The following is a 17,313-nucleotide window of genomic DNA, read 5'->3' on the forward strand; positions in this document are numbered from 1 at the left end:
GTGCACTATTTAGTAGCGGAACCGTTTCGTTTTTGATTTGACGCAAAAAAAATATGGATATAGCTGATAGTTTCGTCGCGAAGTTGTACATGTCATCTTTCAGGCTGCCTCGATTACGCACTTTGAGAGATTTCTTGTACGAATCCCTGCAAAAAAGAGGAAAGCAATGGACGTCAGCCGCAGACAATTTTTTAAAATCTGCGCGGGCGGTATGGCGGGAACAACAGTAGCCGCTCTGGGTTTTGCACCCAAAATGGCACTGGCTCAGGCACGAAACTATAAGTTATTACGCGCCAAAGAGATCCGAAACACCTGCACATACTGTTCCGTAGGTTGCGGGCTATTAATGTATAGCCTGGGTGATGGAGCAAAAAACGCCAAAGAGTCGATTTACCATATTGAAGGGGATCCGGATCATCCGGTGAGCCGGGGGGCATTATGTCCTAAGGGCGCAGGATTACTGGATTACGTACACAGTGAAAACCGTCTGCGTTACCCGGAATATCGCGCTCCTGGTTCCGACAAATGGCAGCGTATCAGCTGGGATGAAGCTTTCTCCCGCATCGCGAAGCTGATGAAAACTGACCGTGACGCCAACTTTATTGAGAAAAATGAGCAGGGCGTAACGGTTAACCGCTGGCTTTCCACCGGGATGCTGTGCGCATCTGCAGCAAGTAATGAAACCGGCATGCTGACGCAAAAATTTGTGCGCTCACTCGGCATGCTGGCAGTAGACAACCAGGCGCGCGTCTGACACGGACCAACGGTAGCAAGTCTTGCTCCAACATTTGGTCGCGGTGCGATGACCAACCACTGGGTTGATATTAAAAATGCTAACGTCGTGATGGTGATGGGCGGTAACGCCGCTGAAGCACATCCGGTGGGATTCCGCTGGGCGATGGAAGCTAAAAACAACAATGACGCCACGCTGATTGTTGTTGACCCACGTTTTACACGTACAGCCTCGGTGGCGGATATTTACGCACCGATTCGTTCCGGCACGGACATTACGTTCCTGTCCGGCGTTTTGCTGTACCTGATTGAAAATAACAAAATCAACGCTGAATACGTTAAGCATTACACCAACGCCAGCCTGCTGGTGCGGGATGATTTTGCTTTCGAAGAGGGTCTGTTCAGCGGGTATGACGCGAAAAAACGTCAGTATGATAAATCGTCCTGGAACTATCAGTTCGATGAAAACGGCTACGCCAAACGCGATGAAACATTAAGTCATCCGCGCTGCGTGTGGAACCTGCTGAAACAGCATGTATCCCGTTACACGCCAGATGTGGTGGAAAATATCTGCGGTACGCCAAAAGAGGACTTCCTGAAAGTCTGCGAAGTGCTGGCTTCCACCAGCGCAGCCGATCGTACAACCACGTTCCTGTATGCGCTGGGCTGGACGCAGCATACCGTCGGGGCGCAAAACATCCGCGCCATGGCGATGATCCAGCTGCTGCTCGGCAATATGGGGATGGCCGGCGGCGGTGTCAACGCCTTGCGCGGTCACTCCAACATTCAGGGGTTAACCGACTTAGGACTGCTCTCTACCAGTCTGCCGGGCTACCTGACGCTACCGTCAGAAAAACAGACAGATCTGCAAACCTATCTGGCCGCGAACACGCCAAAAGCGACGTTGGCCGATCAGGTTAACTACTGGGGCAACTATCCGAAGTTTTTCGTTAGCCTGATGAAATCTTTCTACGGCAATGCGGCGCAGAAAGAGAATGACTGGGGCTTTGAGTGGTTGCCGAAGTGGGATCAGTCCTACGACGTGATCAAATACTTCAACATGATGGACAGCGGAAAAGTCACCGGTTACATCTGTCAGGGCTTTAACCCGGTTGCGTCCTTCCCGGACAAAAACAAAGTGGTGCAGTCCCTGAGCAAACTGAAGTATCTGGTCGTTATCGATCCGCTGGTGACAGAAACTTCAACGTTCTGGCAAAACCACGGCGAATCAAACGACGTTGATCCGGCATCTATCCAGACCGAAGTCTTCCGTTTGCCGTCAACCTGCTTTGCGGAAGAGGACGGTTCAATTGCCAACTCCGGTCGCTGGTTGCAGTGGCACTGGAAAGGTCAGGACGCGCCGGGCGAAGCCCGTAACGACGGCGAAATTCTGGCCGGTATATACCACCGTCTGCGCGATATGTATCGCACCGAGGGCGGTAAAGCCGCAGAACCTGTACTGAAAATGAGCTGGAACTATAAGCAGCCGGACGAACCGCATTCAGAAGAAGTGGCGAAAGAGAACAACGGCTATGCGCTGGAAGATCTCTATGATGCCAACGGTGTGCTGATTGCGAAGAAAGGCCAGTTGCTCAATAGCTTTGCGCTGCTGCGTGATGATGGCACAACCTCATCTTCCTGCTGGATTTATACCGGTAGCTGGACCGAGCAGGGCAACCAGATGGCCAACCGCGATAACGCCGACCCGTCAGGGCTGGGTAATACGCTGGGTTGGGCATGGGCATGGCCACTGAACCGTCGCGTTCTGTATAACCGCGCGTCGGCGGATCCGCAGGGTAAACCGTGGGATCCAAAACGCATGCTGATCCAGTGGAACGGTACGAAGTGGACGGGGAACGACATCCCGGACTTCAACACCGCGGCGCCTGGCAGCGGCACCAATCCGTTTATCATGCAGCCGGAAGGTCTGGGTCGTCTGTTCGCCATTGATAAGATGGCGGAAGGGCCGTTCCCGGAACACTACGAGCCAATGGAAACGCCGCTGGGTACCAACCCGCTGCACCCGAACGTAATCTCCAACCCGGCAGCCCGTCTGTACGAGGCGGATAAGCTACGCATGGGAACCAAACAGGACTTCCCGTACGTTGGGACGACTTATCGTCTGACCGAACACTTCCATACCTGGACCAAGCACGCATTGCTGAATGCGATTGCTCAACCAGAACAGTTTGTGGAAATCAGCGAAACGCTGGCGGCAGCGAAAGGTATCAATAACGGCGATCGCGTGAAAGTCAGCAGCAAGCGTGGATTTATTCGCGCAGTTGCGGTGGTTACGCGTCGTCTGCGTACCCTGAACGTCAACGGTCAGCAGGTTGAAACGGTTGGGATCCCGATCCACTGGGGCTTTGAAGGAGTCGCGCGTAAAGGCTATATCGCCAACACCCTGACGCCGAATGTCGGTGATGCAAACTCGCAAACGCCGGAATACAAAGCGTTTTTAGTAAACATCGAGAAGGCGTAAGGGGGCGAATATATGTCTATGGAAACGCAGGACATCATCAAACGGTCCGCAACAAACTCCATCACGCCGCCGCCTCAGGCCCGTGATTACAAAGCAGAGGTCGCGAAACTGATCGATGTGTCCACCTGTATAGGCTGTAAGGCCTGCCAGGTGGCATGTTCAGAGTGGAACGATATCCGCGATGAAGTCGGTCATTGCGTCGGGGTGTATGACAACCCCGCCGATCTCAGCGCCAAATCCTGGACGGTGATGCGATTTAGCGAAACCGAACAGAACGGCAAGCTTGAGTGGCTAATTCGTAAAGACGGCTGTATGCACTGTGAAGATCCGGGCTGCCTGAAGGCATGCCCGTCTGCCGGGGCGATTATTCAGTACGCCAACGGGATTGTCGATTTCCAGTCAGAGCACTGCATTGGCTGCGGCTACTGTATTGCCGGGTGTCCATTTAATATTCCGCGCCTCAATAAAGAGGATAACCGCGTGTATAAATGTACGCTGTGTGTGGACCGCGTCAGCGTCGGGCAGGAGCCTGCCTGCGTCAAGACCTGTCCAACAGGGGCAATACATTTCGGCACCAAGCAGGAAATGCTGGAAATGGGCGAACAGCGGGTGGCCAAACTGAAAGCTCGCGGTTTCGAACACGCCGGACTCTACAACCCGGAAGGTGTGGGGGGGACGCATGTAATGTACGTTCTGCATCATGCCAACCAGCCGGAGCTGTACCACGGCCTGCCGAAAGATCCGCAGATTGATACCTCTATCAATCTGTGGAAAGGGGCGCTGAAACCACTGGCCGCAGCCGGATTTATCGCCACCTTCGCCGGACTTATTTACCACTACGTTGGTATTGGTCCGAATAAGGAAGTGGACGACGACGAGGAGGATCATCATGAGTAAGTCGAAAATGATTGTGCGCACGAAGTTTATCGACCGCGCCTGTCACTGGACGGTGGTGATCTGCTTCTTCCTGGTGGCGCTGTCGGGGATTTCATTTTTCTTCCCGACTCTGCAATGGCTGACGCAGACTTTCGGTACGCCGCAGATGGGGCGTATTTTGCACCCGTTCTTCGGGCTGCTGATCTTCGTGGCGTTAATGTTCATGTTTGTACGCTTTGTTCACCACAACATCCCGGATAAAAAAGATATTCCGTGGCTGAAAAACATTGTGGAAGTGCTGAAAGGCAATGAACATAAAGTGGCGGATGTGGGCAAGTACAACGCCGGACAGAAAATGATGTTCTGGTCGATCATGAGCATGATTTTCGTGCTGCTGATTACCGGCATTATTATCTGGCGTCCGTACTTTGCACAGTTCTTCCCGATGCAGGTCGTGCGTTATAGCCTGCTGATCCATGCGGCGGCAGGCATTATCCTGATGCACGCCATCCTCATCCATATGTATATGGCATTCTGGGTGAAAGGCTCTATTAAAGGCATGATCGAAGGGAAAGTGAGCCGTCGCTGGGCGAAGAAACATCACCCGCGCTGGTATCGCGAAGTCGAAAGACAAGAAGCGAAAAAAGAGAGCGAGGAAGGGGTTAACTAATCCCTGACGTTACCTCCACGTAATGGCGCTACATCGGTAGCGCCATTTTTTTGCCAAAAAAACGTCATGTTTCTGTCATCTGCTCAACGTAAGGTGTTGTCTTTAATAATAGAAGAGTTAAAAGACAATGCATCTGGTAAAAAAATTACTCGCAGTCAGCGTGTTTCTTTGTGCGTCCGCTCAGGCGCAGAACATCCTCGAATTTCCTCAGCCGGAAAATAACCCGGAAGAGTTTTATGCCGTAACTGAAATCCCGGCAGGTGGAATGATTAAATATGAAACCGACGCCAAAACCGGTTTTATCGTTGCCGATCGCTTCCAGTCAATGCCGGTTGCCTATCCTGCCAACTACGGCTCGTTGACTCAATCTTTAGCCGGTGACGGCGACCCGCTGGACGTCATTTTTTATACCCGTGCGCCACTGGCCCCAGGAACATTGATTAAGCTGCGCGCGATTGGCGTGCTGAAGATGATCGACGGCGGAGAAAAGGACGACAAAATTGTCGCCGTTCCGGCCAGTAAAATTGACCCGACTTATGATGACATCAAAGAGTTGAGCGATCTGCCCAAGATTGAAGTGCAACGCCTGGAATCTTTCTTCCGCGTGTACAAAGATCTGCCGGAAGGGCGCAAAAAGGTAGAATTAAACGGTTTCAACGACGCCGCTACGGCAAAGCAAGAGATCAAACAGGCCTGGGATGCCTGGAAAGAGAAAAAACCGCAGTAATACATGGCATGCCGGATGACGGGCCTACAGGCGCATTTTGCTGATGTAGGCCGGATAAGCTTGCGCCATCCGGCAATGCGGTTTACTCCAGTATTGAGTTCAGACGCGCAATCTCCTGACGCCATTGCGCTTGTAACAGCGGTTTTTGATGTTTCGGCTTACGAGCGAGATCGTCGGCCAGCCGCTGCTCCAGTTCGAGAAGTTGTTCCAGTAACACATCACTGTCGCGGCTTATTTCATTTCTCGCTTCAACCACCGTTTTCGGGACCGGTATCTCAGCAGATGTTTCCCGAATTCGCGCGTTGATCGCGTCGAGATCGTGCCATTCGCTGAGTTCGCCGTTCTCAATAAACCAGAACCGGTTACAGCTTTTGCTGATAAGCTGGCGATCATGACTGACCAGCAGCACGCCGCCGTGATAGCTTTGCAGCGTTTCTGCCAGCGCCTCTTTGCCTTCCATATCCAGATGGTTGGTCGGTTCATCGAGCATCAGCAGGCTATAACGCGCAAGCGTCAGTCCCACAAACAATAACCGGGAACGCTCGCCACCACTTAATGTACTGACCCGCTGTGCGTGACGAACCCATGGAAAGCCCGCGCTAATCAAGGCCATTTTGCGAATATCAGGCTGAGGAGCAAACGCTTCCAGCGCGTCAAACAGCGAGTCGTCATCAGCGAGTTGGTGCAGCGTTTGATCGTAATACCCCAGCGTAACGCGCGGGTGTAACACCAATGAAGGCGATGCCAGCTGTGAGTGAAACTGTTGCCAGATAAGCCTTAACAGCGATGATTTCCCACACCCATTGCGCCCGACAATCGCCACGCGATCGCCGCTTTTTACGCGGATACCGGCTATCGAAAACAGCGAATCTGCGCCAGGAGCAGGGGCCACGGACAGATGAGTCATCTCCAGCAAACGATCCGCACGCAGGGCATCACCCTGCAATGTTAGTGTCCACTGACTTCCCGAGGTTACTTCGGTCTGTACCTCTTTCAGGCGCAGCACCTGTTTTTCCATCTGCTTGGCTTTACGGGAAAGGTCTTCGTTGTCGTAGACCCGCCCCCAGGTCGCCAGCCGTTTGGCGCTGGCGGTGACGCGGTCGATCTCCTTTTGTTCAGCCTTATGGCGCAAAGCATCGCTGGCGTCTCTGTCTACCAGAGCCTGACGCGCCGCGCTACAGGGCAGATCGAAGGCATGCAGGGTGCGATCGCGCAGGATCCAGGTCCCGTGAGTTACGGCATCCAGCAACTGCGGATCGTGGGAAACCACCACAAAACTACCAGACCAGTTCTGTAAGAACTGTTCCAGCCACAGTAATGTGGGCAAATCCAGGTGGTTACCCGGTTCATCCAGCAGTAGCAGGTCAGGATTTCGCATCAGCGCCCGCGCTAATAACAGGCGCGTGTGTTGTCCGCCGCTCAGCGTTTGTGCTGTCAGAGATAAATTCTCCGGCGTGAAACCCATTTCGGCCAGCAACGCTTCAACTCGCCATTGCTGGCTCGCGCGTTCATGTTCGGGAAGTTGAGCAAGCACCGCCTCTTGCAACGTAAGCGGCAGTATATCGTCAGGTAAATGTTGCTCCACACGTGCGAGATGACAGTGATTCGCCTGCGCGATAGACCCGCTGGTGGGTGAAATCGTGCCATCAAGCAGTTTTAACAGCGTACTTTTGCCGCAGCCGTTGTAACCGATAAGCCCGATGCGGTCACCTTTTTTCAGGGTGAAGGAAAGATCGTCGAATAGCGTGCCAAATGCCGTATCAACGTGTAAGGATTGTGCGGTTAGTAATGTGCTCATTGTTGCTTACTCAAGAGTTACAGGCGTAAAAACGCCTCGTCAAACATCGCTGACGATAACCCGGTAAGCCCGAGAGAAGGGGATTGAGAAGTTAGCTTCGCTCAAGCAGAAGTTATCGCAGCACGATACCGATAACGCTTGAGCACTGGCGATCGCCAAAAGCATGTGAAACGATAAAACGTTCACAGTACAGCATAAGTATCCTCCTTTTGTTTTTCAGAATGTTAATCGGTGATGAAAGTGTAAGCGCAACATACGCGGTAGCGCAAGCTTTGAACGCCCAGCAGATCACAAGACAAATAAATCAGGAAAAAGTTAATTTTCGTCGCGTCGAAAGCTTGAGTTAAGGATCACAATAACGATCGCTGTTCTCCGGTACGCTGTCGCTCACTATTTTATTAATTGGAGAATAGATGACATGAAAAAAACAATGACATTGACGATGATTGCGCTGGGATGTTTATTTGCAAATGCACAAGCAAGTGAAAAACTCGCTGGTAATGAGATACTTAAAGTGCAAAAGGGTGGTGTTCCTGACAAAATTTACACGCAGAATAACCCGCATTTAAAGATTGCCACCTATAACATTGGTAAAAATGAAGCATCTGCTGATGTGGCGGATTTTACGGCACTTAATTCAGCTATTAAAAGAATAGATGCAGATATTATAGCAGTGCCAGAGGTTGATAATAAAACAGGGCGCAGTCAAAAGATCGATCAACTCAAAAAAATCGCTGATGCCAATAAACTGTATTACGCCTTTGGTAAAGCGCTCGATTTTGATGGCGGTGAGTACGGGTTAGGACTGCTTTCCAAATATAAAATATTGCATACGCAGGTGGTAAAATTACCGTCGGGTAATGCTGAACAACGCGTGGCGTTACTGGCGCAGGTTGACGTGCCTGGGTTTGATTCTGCCCCCATCATTATGGTGACCCATCTCGACTGGCAAAAAGATCCTACCATGCGTACGGAACAAGCCCGCTATCTTTTAGATATCAGCATTGGCGACGCGACATCAGATTTCCCGGATATCGCCTCCTCAATTAAAATCCTTGCAGGGGACTTTAATTCGACCCGGGACGAGCAGCCGCTGAAAGAAATACGTTACTTTTTCAACGAAGTGACGAAAGAAGGGGTTGATACCCGCAGTTGGCCAGCCGTTAACCCTGCGATCGATATAGACCATATTTTCACGTTTAAAGGGCAGAAGTGGAACGTCAAAAATCTGGAAATTCCACATAACTCACCCGAATTTACGTGGTCTACGGCGAGCGATCACCTGCCGGTTATCGCTGAGCTGGAACTTTCAGAACAGTAATCTACATACTGTATTTCGTTCATCGAACGCTTAAAATTGCCCGGCAGACTCTGCTGCCGGGCAAACCGTCAAATAGACGTTCGACGGTAGTCGCGATATTCCGCCTGCCAGAAATTATCGTCAATCGCCTGTTGCAGCGCTTCGGCGGACGTTTTCACAGCTACGCCTTGCTGCTGGGCCATTTTACCCACGGCAAAAGCAATCGCACGGGAAACTGTCTGAATGTCTTTCAGTTCCGGTAACACCAGTCCTTCGCCGTTCAGCACCAGCGGTGAATACTGCGCCAGTGTTTCACTGGCCGACATCAGCATTTCATCGGTAATGCGCGATGCGCCGGAAGCAATAACACCCAGCCCGATACCCGGGAAAATATAGGCGTTGTTACACTGGGCAATCGGGAAGACTTTTTCCTTCCACACTACCGGCGCGAACGGACTACCGGTCGCAACCAGGGCGTTACCTTCGGTCCAGGCGATAATATCCTGTGGCGTAGCTTCCACGCGTGAAGTCGGGTTAGACAGCGGCATGACGATGGGGCGCGAACAATGCTTGTGCATTTCGCGGATGATCTCTTCGGTAAACAGGCCGGTCTGTCCGGAAACACCAATCAGGATATCCGGCTTAACGTTACGCACCACGTCGAGTAACGACAGCACATCCTCTTGCGTATCCCAGTGCTGCAGATTTTCGCGTTTTTGCACCAGCTTGGTCTGGAAGGAGAGCAGGTTCGGCATTTTGTCGGTTAACAGGCCGAAGCGATCGACCATAAACACGCGCTGACGCGCCGCTTCCTCGCTTAAACCTTCACGCTGGATTTGCGCAATGATCTGCTCGGCAATCCCGCAACCGGCTGAGCCCGCACCAAGGAACACGATATTCTGTTCACTTAACTGGCTACCCGCCGCGCGGCTGGCGGCAATGAGCGTACCAACGGTAACCGCTGCGGTGCCCTGAATATCGTCGTTAAACGAGCAAATTTCATCGCGATAGCGGTTCAGCAACGGCATCGCATTTTTCTGCGCGAAGTCTTCGAATTGCAGCAGCACGTCCGGCCAACGATGCTTCACAGCCTGGATGAATTCATCGACAAATTCGTAGTATTCATCATCAGTGATACGCGGATTACGCCAGCCCATATACAGCGGATCGTTCAGCAGTTGCTGGTTGTTGGTACCGACGTCCAGGACGACCGGCAGGGTGTAGGCCGGACTAATTCCGCCACACGCGGTATACAGCGACAGCTTACCGATCGGAATACCCATCCCGCCGATCCCCTGGTCGCCAAGGCCCAGAATACGTTCACCGTCGGTGACGACGATGACTTTGATATTGTGGTTAGGTACGTTCTGCAGGATATCGTCCATATTGTGGCGGTTCTGATAAGAGATAAACACACCGCGCGCGCGACGGTAGATCTCAGAGAAACGCTCACAGGCAGCACCTACCGTTGGGGTATAGATAACCGGCATCATCTCATCAAGGTGATTATGCACCAGTCGGTAAAACAGGGTTTCGTTGGTGTCCTGAATGTTACGCAGGTAAATATGCTTGTCGATTTCGGTTTTGAATCCCTGATATTGGATCCAGGCGCGTTCAGCCTGTTCTTCAATCGTCTCGACCACTTCCGGCAGTAACCCCAGCAGGTTGAAGTTACGGCGTTCTTCCACACTGAAAGCGCTCCCTTTATTCAGTAAAGGGAATTCCAGCAGTACCGGGCCAGCGTAGGGGATGTAAAGGGAACGCAGTTTTTTAGTTTCGTTTTCCATGTCACTCACTCTTTTTTGAATAACCGTCCCTGGCGTTCTTTATGATCGTATGTGGCCTGTCCGCCAGGGAAACGGGCGAAGTATAAAGCATTGTGAATGGGGTATGGGGTTTTATAAGCAAAAACACCACTGCGGTTGCAATGGTGTTTATCTCGTTATTCAGTCAGACCTGCGAAAGACTATTTGCCGTCAGCGCGGCGTTTTCTTCCGGTAGGATTGTTGACCACACTGGTTTTGTCACCTTCGGTCACGACTTTACGTTGGTTTGAGATTTTGTGGTCCAGTCCAAGAATATGACGGGCCTGACGGTTCGATTTCATTCTAACTCCTTAATCCTGTTTCTGGTTTCAAGGGCGAGCCCGTATAACAACGGACGAAATACAACCTGATAGAAAGCCGATGTTTAAAATAACGGCTTTCAGGATGGTCGGTCATTTTGTCTGAAAGGTCAATGCTTAAGCGGTAAATGCAGAACTATCCCGGATGGATCATGCATTTTCTCAGGCGTCCTATACTTGTAACTTCAACGACAACACAGGAGAACGGTAATGACTATCCATAAGAAGGGTCAGGCACACTGGGAAGGCGACATTAAACGCGGTAAAGGTACCGTATCGACCGAAAGTGGCGTGCTGAATCAGCAACCGTATGGGTTTAATACGCGGTTCGAAGGGGTAAAAGGCACCAATCCTGAAGAGTTGATTGGCGCGGCCCATGCCGCCTGCTTCTCAATGGCGCTTTCGTTAATGCTGGGCGATGCGGGCTTTACGCCAGACGCCATTGATACCACTGCCGATGTTTCTCTGGATAAGGTGGATGCGGGATTTGCGATAACCAAAGTAGCGCTGCACAGTGAGGTAAGCGTTCCGGGGATAGACGCCGCCACGTTTGACGGCATCATCCAGAAAGCGAAGGCCGGCTGCCCAGTTTCGCAGGTACTGAACGCGGAAATTACACTGGATTATCAGCTGAAGTCTTAATCGTGGCGTGCCGGATGCGACTACGTCTTATCCGGCACCCGATGATGTTATTGCGCCACCCAGCCGCCATCCATATTCCACGCAACGCCTCGTACCTGCGCCGCACCGTCTGAACATAAAAACAACGCGAGTTCCCCTAACTGCTCCGGCGTGACGAATTCGCGCGACGGTTGCTTTTCCGCCAGCAGGGCGTCACGTGCGACGTCAGGCGCAGCGCCTTCGGCAATACGTTTATCAATCTGCTGCTGGACCAACGGTGTGAGCACCCAACCGGGGCATAGCGCATTGCAGGTGATGCCGGTCTGCGCGGTTTCCAGCGCAATGGTCTTGGTTAATCCCACCACGCCGTGCTTGGCTGCCACGTACGCGGATTTCTCTTTAGAAGCCACCAGGCCGTGAACCGAGGCGATATTAATGATGCGTCCCCAGTTCCGTGCGCGCATGCCTGGCAGCGCCAGTCGCGTAGTGTGAAAAACGGATGAGAGGTTAATAGCAATAATTGCGTTCCATTTTTCAACCGGGAAGGTTTCTACCGGAGACACATGCTGGATCCCGGCGTTGTTGACCAGGATATCCACACCGCCAAATTCGCTTGCGGCATAGCGCATCATGTCAGCAATTTGCGCTTCATCGCTCAGGTCCGCGCCGTGGTAGCCTGGCGTTTTGTCATACTGCGCCACGGCGTCTTTGGCGGCTTCGACATCACCAAACCCGTTGAGGATCAACGAAGCGCCCGCTTGTGCCAGCACCTGAGCGATGCCTAATCCAATACCGCTGGTCGAGCCGGTAACCAGGGCGGTTTTTCCCGTTAAGTTCATGATGATTCTCCTTAAACAATTCCGGTGGTGTAGAAGACGCCGATAACAAACAGCACGGCCAGGCTTTTGATCACGGTGATGGCGAAAATCCCGCCGTACGCCTGACGATGGCTGAGGCCGGTAATAGCCAGCAGGGTAATGACCGCGCCGTTGTGCGGCAGGGTATCCATGCCGCCACTGGCCATTGACGCCACGCGGTGGAAGACTTCGAGTGGAATATTGGCGGCATGGGCAGCGGCAATAAAAGTGTCAGACATGGCGGCGAGGGCAATACTCATTCCGCCAGACGCCGAGCCGGTGATCCCGGCCAGCGTGGTGATGCTGATGGCTTCGTTAAGAAGCGGGTCGGGGATCGCCGCCAGCGCTTTTGACAACACAAGGAAACCCGGCAGGGCAGCGATCACCGCACCAAAACCATACTCCGACGCGGTGTTCATGGCCGCGAGGATCGCGCCGCCAACCGCCGTTCTACTGCCTTCCGCCAGGCGACCTTTAATGTTGCGATAGCCGAACAGCACCACCAGCAGGATCCCTGAAATCAGCGCCGCTTCCACCGCCCAGATAGCGGTAATTTTACCGACTTCGGTGGTAATCGGTTTGGCAAGGCCTGGCAGTTCCAGTTGATGTGTTGCGCCGTACCACTGTGGGATCCAGCGGGTAAACAGCAGGTTAAATACCCCAACCAGAATCAGCGGAGAGATAGCGATTATCGGGTTCGGCAGGTTAATGTTATCCGGCGTTTCCGGCTCGTTTAACAGTTCAGTGCCATAGCCTTCATTCTTTGCCTGCGCTTTACGACGCTGACGTTCGAGATAAACCAGACCGACGAAAATAATAAACAGCGAGCCTATCAGCCCCAGCCACGGCGCGGCCCAGGCGTTAGTCCCAAAGAAGCTGGTCGGAATAATATTCTGGATCTGCGGCGTGCCCGGCAAGGCGTCCATCGTGAAGGAAAACGCGCCCAGCGCAACGGTGGCCGGGATCAGGCGCTTAGGGATATTACTCTGGCGGAACAGCTCCGCCGCAAAGGGATACACCGCAAACGCCACGACGAACAGCGATACCCCGCCGTAGGTTAACAGCGCGCACACCAGCACGATCACCGGGATGGCGTGACGCCGCCCGAGAATATTGATGGCGGCGGCAACAATAGAGCGGGAAAAACCAGACAACTCGATTAACTTGCCAAACACCGCACCCAGCAAAAATACCGGGAAGTAAAGCTTCACAAAACCGACCATTTTTTCCATAAACAGGCCGGTGAAGGCAGGGCCGACGGCGCTGGGTTCGGTAAGCAATACAGCACCTAATGCCGCGATGGGGGCAAACAGGATGACGCTGTATCCGCGATAGGCTGCAAGCATCAGCAGGCCCAGCGCTGCCAGGGCGATTAATACACTCATCATGACTCCTCAATATCATTGTTATAGTGGGTACAGAAAGAGAAGTTACGGTTTCAGGGCAAAGCGCAGCTGGTGCTCTCTGCGTTGCTGGATGTACTTCTTGCGCGAATCATCCCAGCGATAAAATCCCTGGCCGCTGCGCAAACCGGTTTCACCATTGGCGACCTTGTCAGCGACCAGCGACATCATGTCGCTACCGGTGGCGAGCGTGGGTAACAGATGCCGACAAATGTCCTGTACCGTAGAAAGACCCGTCATATCAGCCGCCTCCAGCGGGCCAACCATGGCATAGCGTCGTCCGAGCGAGGCACGCATTACCTGATCCACTACCTCCGCGCTGGCGATACCGCTTTTAACGATATGCAACGCTTCACGCAGCAGGGCGAATTGCAGACGGTTGCCGACAAACCCTGGCGCGGCGCGATCGAGTACGACCGCTTCCAGCTGCATCGACAGCAGTAGTTGTTGTAATTCATGGAGATATTCCGCCTTCGTTGCCGTCCCCGGCACAATTTCAACCAGCGGAATAAAGTGTGGCGGGTTCCAGAAATGGGCAATCAGCAACCGCTCAGGATAGGCAAGCTTTTCTGCCAGGGCATCGGGTGGCAGTCCGCTGGTATTACTGGCGATCACCGCCTCCGGTGCGATCAGCTCTTCCAGTTGCGCATACAGCGCATGTTTAAGTTCGAGGCGTTCCGGGATGGCTTCAATCAGCAATCCGCACGCGGCAATATCCTGTAGCGATGTCGTACCGTGTAGACGGTTCATAACCGATGCTTTTTCGCTTAGAGCAAATTGTTCAGTAGCAATAAGCTCATCCACAATACCGCTGGCAATAAGGCTAATTTCCGCAATTCGGCTGCTATCGGTGTCGTACAACCAGATATCGTGACCAAAGCGGGCAAAGTGGGTGGCGATGCCGACGCCCATTAAACCCGCGCCCAGTACGCAAATTTGCTTATTTTTCATGAGATCCCCCCGGACGCTCTACTGCCAGCGCGACACCCTGACCACCGCCTACGCACAGTGTGGCCAACCCTTTGGCGGCGTTGCTGCGGGCCATTTCATGCAGCAGGGTCACCAGAATCCGGCACCCGGAGGCACCAATCGGATGACCCAGCGCGATCGCGCCGCCATTGACGTTAACTTTGCTGCTATCCCAGTTCAGTGATTCGCCAACCGCCAGCGCTTGTGCGGCAAACGCTTCGTTGGCTTCAATGAGATCAACATCGTTCAGCGCCCAGCCAGCCCGTTGCAGACACTGAAGTGACGCTTCTACTGGCCCAATACCCATAATGGCCGGATCGACGCCGGAGACCGCGTAGCCCGCAACCCGTCCCAGAACCGGCAAATTGAGTTCTGCGGCTTTGGCGGCGCTCATTAGCATCACCGCCGCGGCGCCATCATTGATTGAAGAAGCATTCCCGGCGGTCACCGTGCCGTTTCCAGGCCGAAACGCTGGCTTCAGCTGCGCCAGCTTATCAGCCTGAGTATCCGGGCGAGGCTGTTCGTCACGGTCCACTACACGCGGCGGTTTTTTCCCCTGCGGAACGCTGACCGGGGTAATCTCCGCACTAAAACGACCGGCTTCAATCGCGGCAGCTGCTTTTTGCTGGGAGTGCAGAGCAAATGCATCCTGTTGCTCACGACTGATAGCGAACTTATCCGCCAGATTCTCCGCGGTAATGCCCATGTGATAGTCGTTGAAGGCGTCCCATAAACCGTCATGCACTACGCTGTCTTTCAGGCTGGCATGACCCAGGCGCAGACCGGCCCGCGCGCCGTCGAGGAAATAGGGCGCATTGCTCATGCTCTCCTGCCCACCGGCAATCACAATTTGCGCATCACCGCAGCGAATCGCCTGTACCGCCTGATGCACCGCCTTCAGGCCCGAGCCGCACACCAGATTAATGGTTAGCGCTGGCGTAGTGACCGGTAAGCCCGCGCGTAACGCCGTCTGTCTGGCCGGATTTTGACCACTGCCCGTCGTGAGCACCTGACCCAAAATCACTTCATCAATTTGCTCAGGCGCCACGGCCGTTTTTTCCAGTAGGGAACGGATAACCACCGAACCGAGTTCAACCGCCGAAAGCGGCGCCAGCGCGCCATGAAAACTGCCAATCGGGGTGCGCGTTGCCGCGACAATAACAACATCCTGCATGGTCAGCTCCTCAGTTAAATTGCATCTCGGGGACATTTTCAGGAACGATCAGCTTGCCGGCGGTTCTGGCGACAATGTCATCCACGCTGATACCCGGGGCGCGTTCACGCAGAATGAACGCCCCGTCGGCAATCTCCAGCAACGCCAGATCGGTAAGTACGCGTTTGATGCAGGCCACGCCGGTCAGCGGCAGGGTGCAGGCGGGAAGCAATTTTGACTCACCGTTTTTGGAGGCATGGGTCATCACCACGATGATGTTGTCGGCTCCGGCCACCAGGTCCATTGCGCCGCCCATGCCTTTCACCATTTTTCCGGGGATCATCCACGAGGCGATATTGCCGTTAACATCGACTTCAAACGCGCCGAGCACCGTCAGGTCAACGTGGCCGCCGCGGATCATCGCGAAGGATTGCGCCGAGTCGAAAATCGCTGCGCCTTTGCGCGCCGTCACGGTCTGTTTTCCGGCGTTGATCATGTCTGCATCAATTTCGTCTTCTGTGGGAAACGGCCCCATACCCAGCAAACCGTTTTCCGATTGCAGCATCACGTCCATACCATCGGGGATGTAGTTCGCTACCAGAGTGGGAATACCAATCCCAAGATTGACGTAATAACCGTCGCGCAGCTCACGGGCGACACGCATTGCCATTTGTTCACGCGTTAACATGGTCAGGCTCCTTTCTGGCGCAGGGTGCGTTGTTCAATACGTTTTTCAAATTGCCCCTGAATAATGCGGTTAACAAAAATTCCGGGAGTATGAATCGAAGCGGGATCCAACTCGCCAGGGGGGACAATCTCTTCAACTTCCACCACGGTAATGCGCCCGGCAGCGGCCATCAGCGGATTAAAATTCTGTGCGGTATGGCGATAGATAACATTGCCGTACCAGTCGGCTTTCCAGCCTTTGACCAGCGCAAAGTCTCCGGTTATGGCCTGTTCTAAAATGTACGGACGTCCGGCAAACTCGCGCACCTCTTTTCCTTCGGCCACGGGGGTCCCGTATCCGGTCGCGGTGAAGAAAGCGGGGATCCCCGCGCCGCCAGCGCGCAACTGCTCCGCCAGCGTGCCTTGCGGCGTCAGGATGGCTTCCAGTTCGCCGCTAAGCACCTGCTTTTCAAACAGCGCGTTTTCACCCACATAGGATGCAACCACTTTGCGCACCTGACGCGTTTCCAGCAGTACGCCGAGGCCAAAACCGTCCACGCCGCAGTTGTTTGACACCACGGTAAGACCCTGAACCTCCCGACGACGTACTTCGGCAATCAGATTTTCAGGGATGCCACATAAGCCAAAACCGCCCGCGAGCAGCGTCATGTTGTCGGTCAGTCCTTCCAGCGCCTCTTGATACGTGGCGACCCGTTTATCCAGTCCAGCCATATACTTGCCCCTCCTGTTGTCCTTGCCGACATCATTGAGGGAGAAAAATGATTTGTTAATTTTAAATTTGTGACTCACTCATTGGGTTTTTTTATCAATTTAATGTTAATTAAAGGTATTCAATAGGTTAAAGGAATGCGAAATGGGAATGAGCATCAAACAGTTACGCGCGTTTTTAGCGGTAGCTCACACTCTGAATTTT

At 53.3% G+C, this 17,313-nt stretch carries 14 protein-coding genes and 1 pseudogene; 6 read left to right on the forward strand and 9 right to left on the reverse strand.

Going from position 1 to position 17,313, the window contains the following annotated elements; genetic code table 11:
- Nucleotides 1–166: 166 nt before the first annotated feature.
- The 4 genes and pseudogenes from fdnG to KQJ18_RS04345 all read left to right on the forward strand — a co-directional run.
- A complete protein-coding gene (fdnG, locus tag KQJ18_RS04330; RefSeq protein ID WP_216421527.1) occupies nt 167–3,214 on the forward strand; it encodes a formate dehydrogenase-N subunit alpha in 3,048 nt (1,015 codons plus the stop codon).
- Between the two features lie 12 nt (nt 3,215–3,226).
- Entirely contained in the window at nt 3,227–4,111 is an 885-nt protein-coding gene (fdnH, locus tag KQJ18_RS04335) for a formate dehydrogenase N subunit beta (RefSeq protein WP_038640640.1), read from the forward strand.
- Nucleotides 4,104–4,760 carry a formate dehydrogenase-N subunit gamma gene (gene fdnI, locus KQJ18_RS04340; protein ID WP_038640638.1) on the forward strand — a complete coding sequence of 219 codons (657 nt, stop codon included), beginning with the start codon at nt 4,104–4,106 and terminating at the stop codon, nt 4,758–4,760. Before fdnH ends, fdnI begins: the two co-directional genes overlap by 8 nt.
- A 127-nt stretch (nt 4,761–4,887) precedes the next feature.
- Nucleotides 4,888–5,488: pseudogene (locus KQJ18_RS04345) on the forward strand (inorganic diphosphatase); the annotation flags it as partial.
- A gap of 81 nt (nt 5,489–5,569) precedes the next feature.
- Here KQJ18_RS04345 and KQJ18_RS04350 read toward each other — a convergent pair.
- Nucleotides 5,570–7,285 (reverse strand): ABC-F family ATP-binding cassette domain-containing protein, encoded by a 1,716-nt coding sequence (locus KQJ18_RS04350; protein ID WP_204578084.1) that lies wholly within the window; start codon nt 7,283–7,285, stop codon nt 5,570–5,572.
- Nucleotides 7,286–7,703: 418 nt separating this feature from the next.
- Between KQJ18_RS04350 and KQJ18_RS04355 the strand changes: the two genes are divergently transcribed.
- A complete protein-coding gene (locus tag KQJ18_RS04355) occupies nt 7,704–8,606 on the forward strand; it encodes an endonuclease/exonuclease/phosphatase family protein (RefSeq protein ID WP_121529055.1) in 903 nt (300 codons plus the stop codon).
- A 68-nt stretch (nt 8,607–8,674) separates the two neighbouring features.
- Here the strand turns inward: KQJ18_RS04355 and maeA are convergent, their stop codons facing one another.
- Both maeA and sra read right to left on the reverse strand, forming a co-directional pair.
- Complete coding sequence (gene maeA, locus KQJ18_RS04360) at nt 8,675–10,372, reverse strand: malate dehydrogenase (protein ID WP_038640630.1); 1,698 nt, start codon at nt 10,370–10,372, stop codon at nt 8,675–8,677.
- Nucleotides 10,373–10,551: 179 nt separating this feature from the next.
- Nucleotides 10,552–10,692 carry a stationary-phase-induced ribosome-associated protein gene (gene sra / locus KQJ18_RS04365; protein ID WP_038640628.1) on the reverse strand — a complete coding sequence of 47 codons (141 nt, stop codon included), beginning with the start codon at nt 10,690–10,692 and terminating at the stop codon, nt 10,552–10,554.
- A 228-nt stretch (nt 10,693–10,920) separates the two neighbouring features.
- Here sra and KQJ18_RS04370 point away from each other — a divergent pair, with 228 nt between their 5' ends.
- The gene (locus KQJ18_RS04370) at nt 10,921–11,352 is read left to right on the forward strand and encodes an OsmC family protein (RefSeq protein ID WP_085048199.1); all 432 of its coding nucleotides are present in this window, start codon (nt 10,921–10,923) and stop codon (nt 11,350–11,352) included.
- A gap of 47 nt (nt 11,353–11,399) precedes the next feature.
- On the opposite strand, the gene KQJ18_RS04375 is transcribed toward KQJ18_RS04370, so the two are convergent.
- From KQJ18_RS04375 to KQJ18_RS04400, 6 genes are read right to left on the reverse strand one after another with little or no spacing between them, the layout of a single operon-like run.
- Entirely contained in the window at nt 11,400–12,170 is a 771-nt protein-coding gene (locus KQJ18_RS04375; protein ID WP_216421528.1) for a 3-hydroxybutyrate dehydrogenase, read from the reverse strand.
- 11 nt (nt 12,171–12,181) lie between these two features.
- Nucleotides 12,182–13,576 (reverse strand): GntP family permease, encoded by a 1,395-nt coding sequence (locus KQJ18_RS04380; protein WP_199951110.1) that lies wholly within the window; start codon nt 13,574–13,576, stop codon nt 12,182–12,184.
- A 42-nt stretch (nt 13,577–13,618) separates the two neighbouring features.
- The gene (locus tag KQJ18_RS04385) at nt 13,619–14,542 is read right to left on the reverse strand and encodes a 3-hydroxyacyl-CoA dehydrogenase family protein (protein WP_199952071.1); all 924 of its coding nucleotides are present in this window, start codon (nt 14,540–14,542) and stop codon (nt 13,619–13,621) included.
- The gene (locus tag KQJ18_RS04390) at nt 14,532–15,734 is read right to left on the reverse strand and encodes an acetyl-CoA C-acetyltransferase (protein ID WP_121529052.1); all 1,203 of its coding nucleotides are present in this window, start codon (nt 15,732–15,734) and stop codon (nt 14,532–14,534) included. The genes KQJ18_RS04385 and KQJ18_RS04390 overlap by 11 nt, the downstream gene beginning before the upstream one ends.
- Before the next feature lie 10 nt (nt 15,735–15,744).
- Nucleotides 15,745–16,401, reverse strand: a complete 657-nt coding sequence (locus KQJ18_RS04395; RefSeq protein WP_038640615.1) for a CoA transferase subunit B — start codon at nt 16,399–16,401, stop codon at nt 15,745–15,747.
- A 2-nt stretch (nt 16,402–16,403) separates the two neighbouring features.
- Nucleotides 16,404–17,111 (reverse strand): CoA transferase subunit A, encoded by a 708-nt coding sequence (locus KQJ18_RS04400; RefSeq protein WP_204525980.1) that lies wholly within the window; start codon nt 17,109–17,111, stop codon nt 16,404–16,406.
- Nucleotides 17,112–17,313 lie beyond the last annotated feature (202 nt).

This window comes from Citrobacter sp. S55_ASV_140, from assembly GCF_018919505.1.
Taxonomy (GTDB): Bacteria; Pseudomonadota; Gammaproteobacteria; order Enterobacterales; family Enterobacteriaceae; genus Citrobacter; species Citrobacter werkmanii.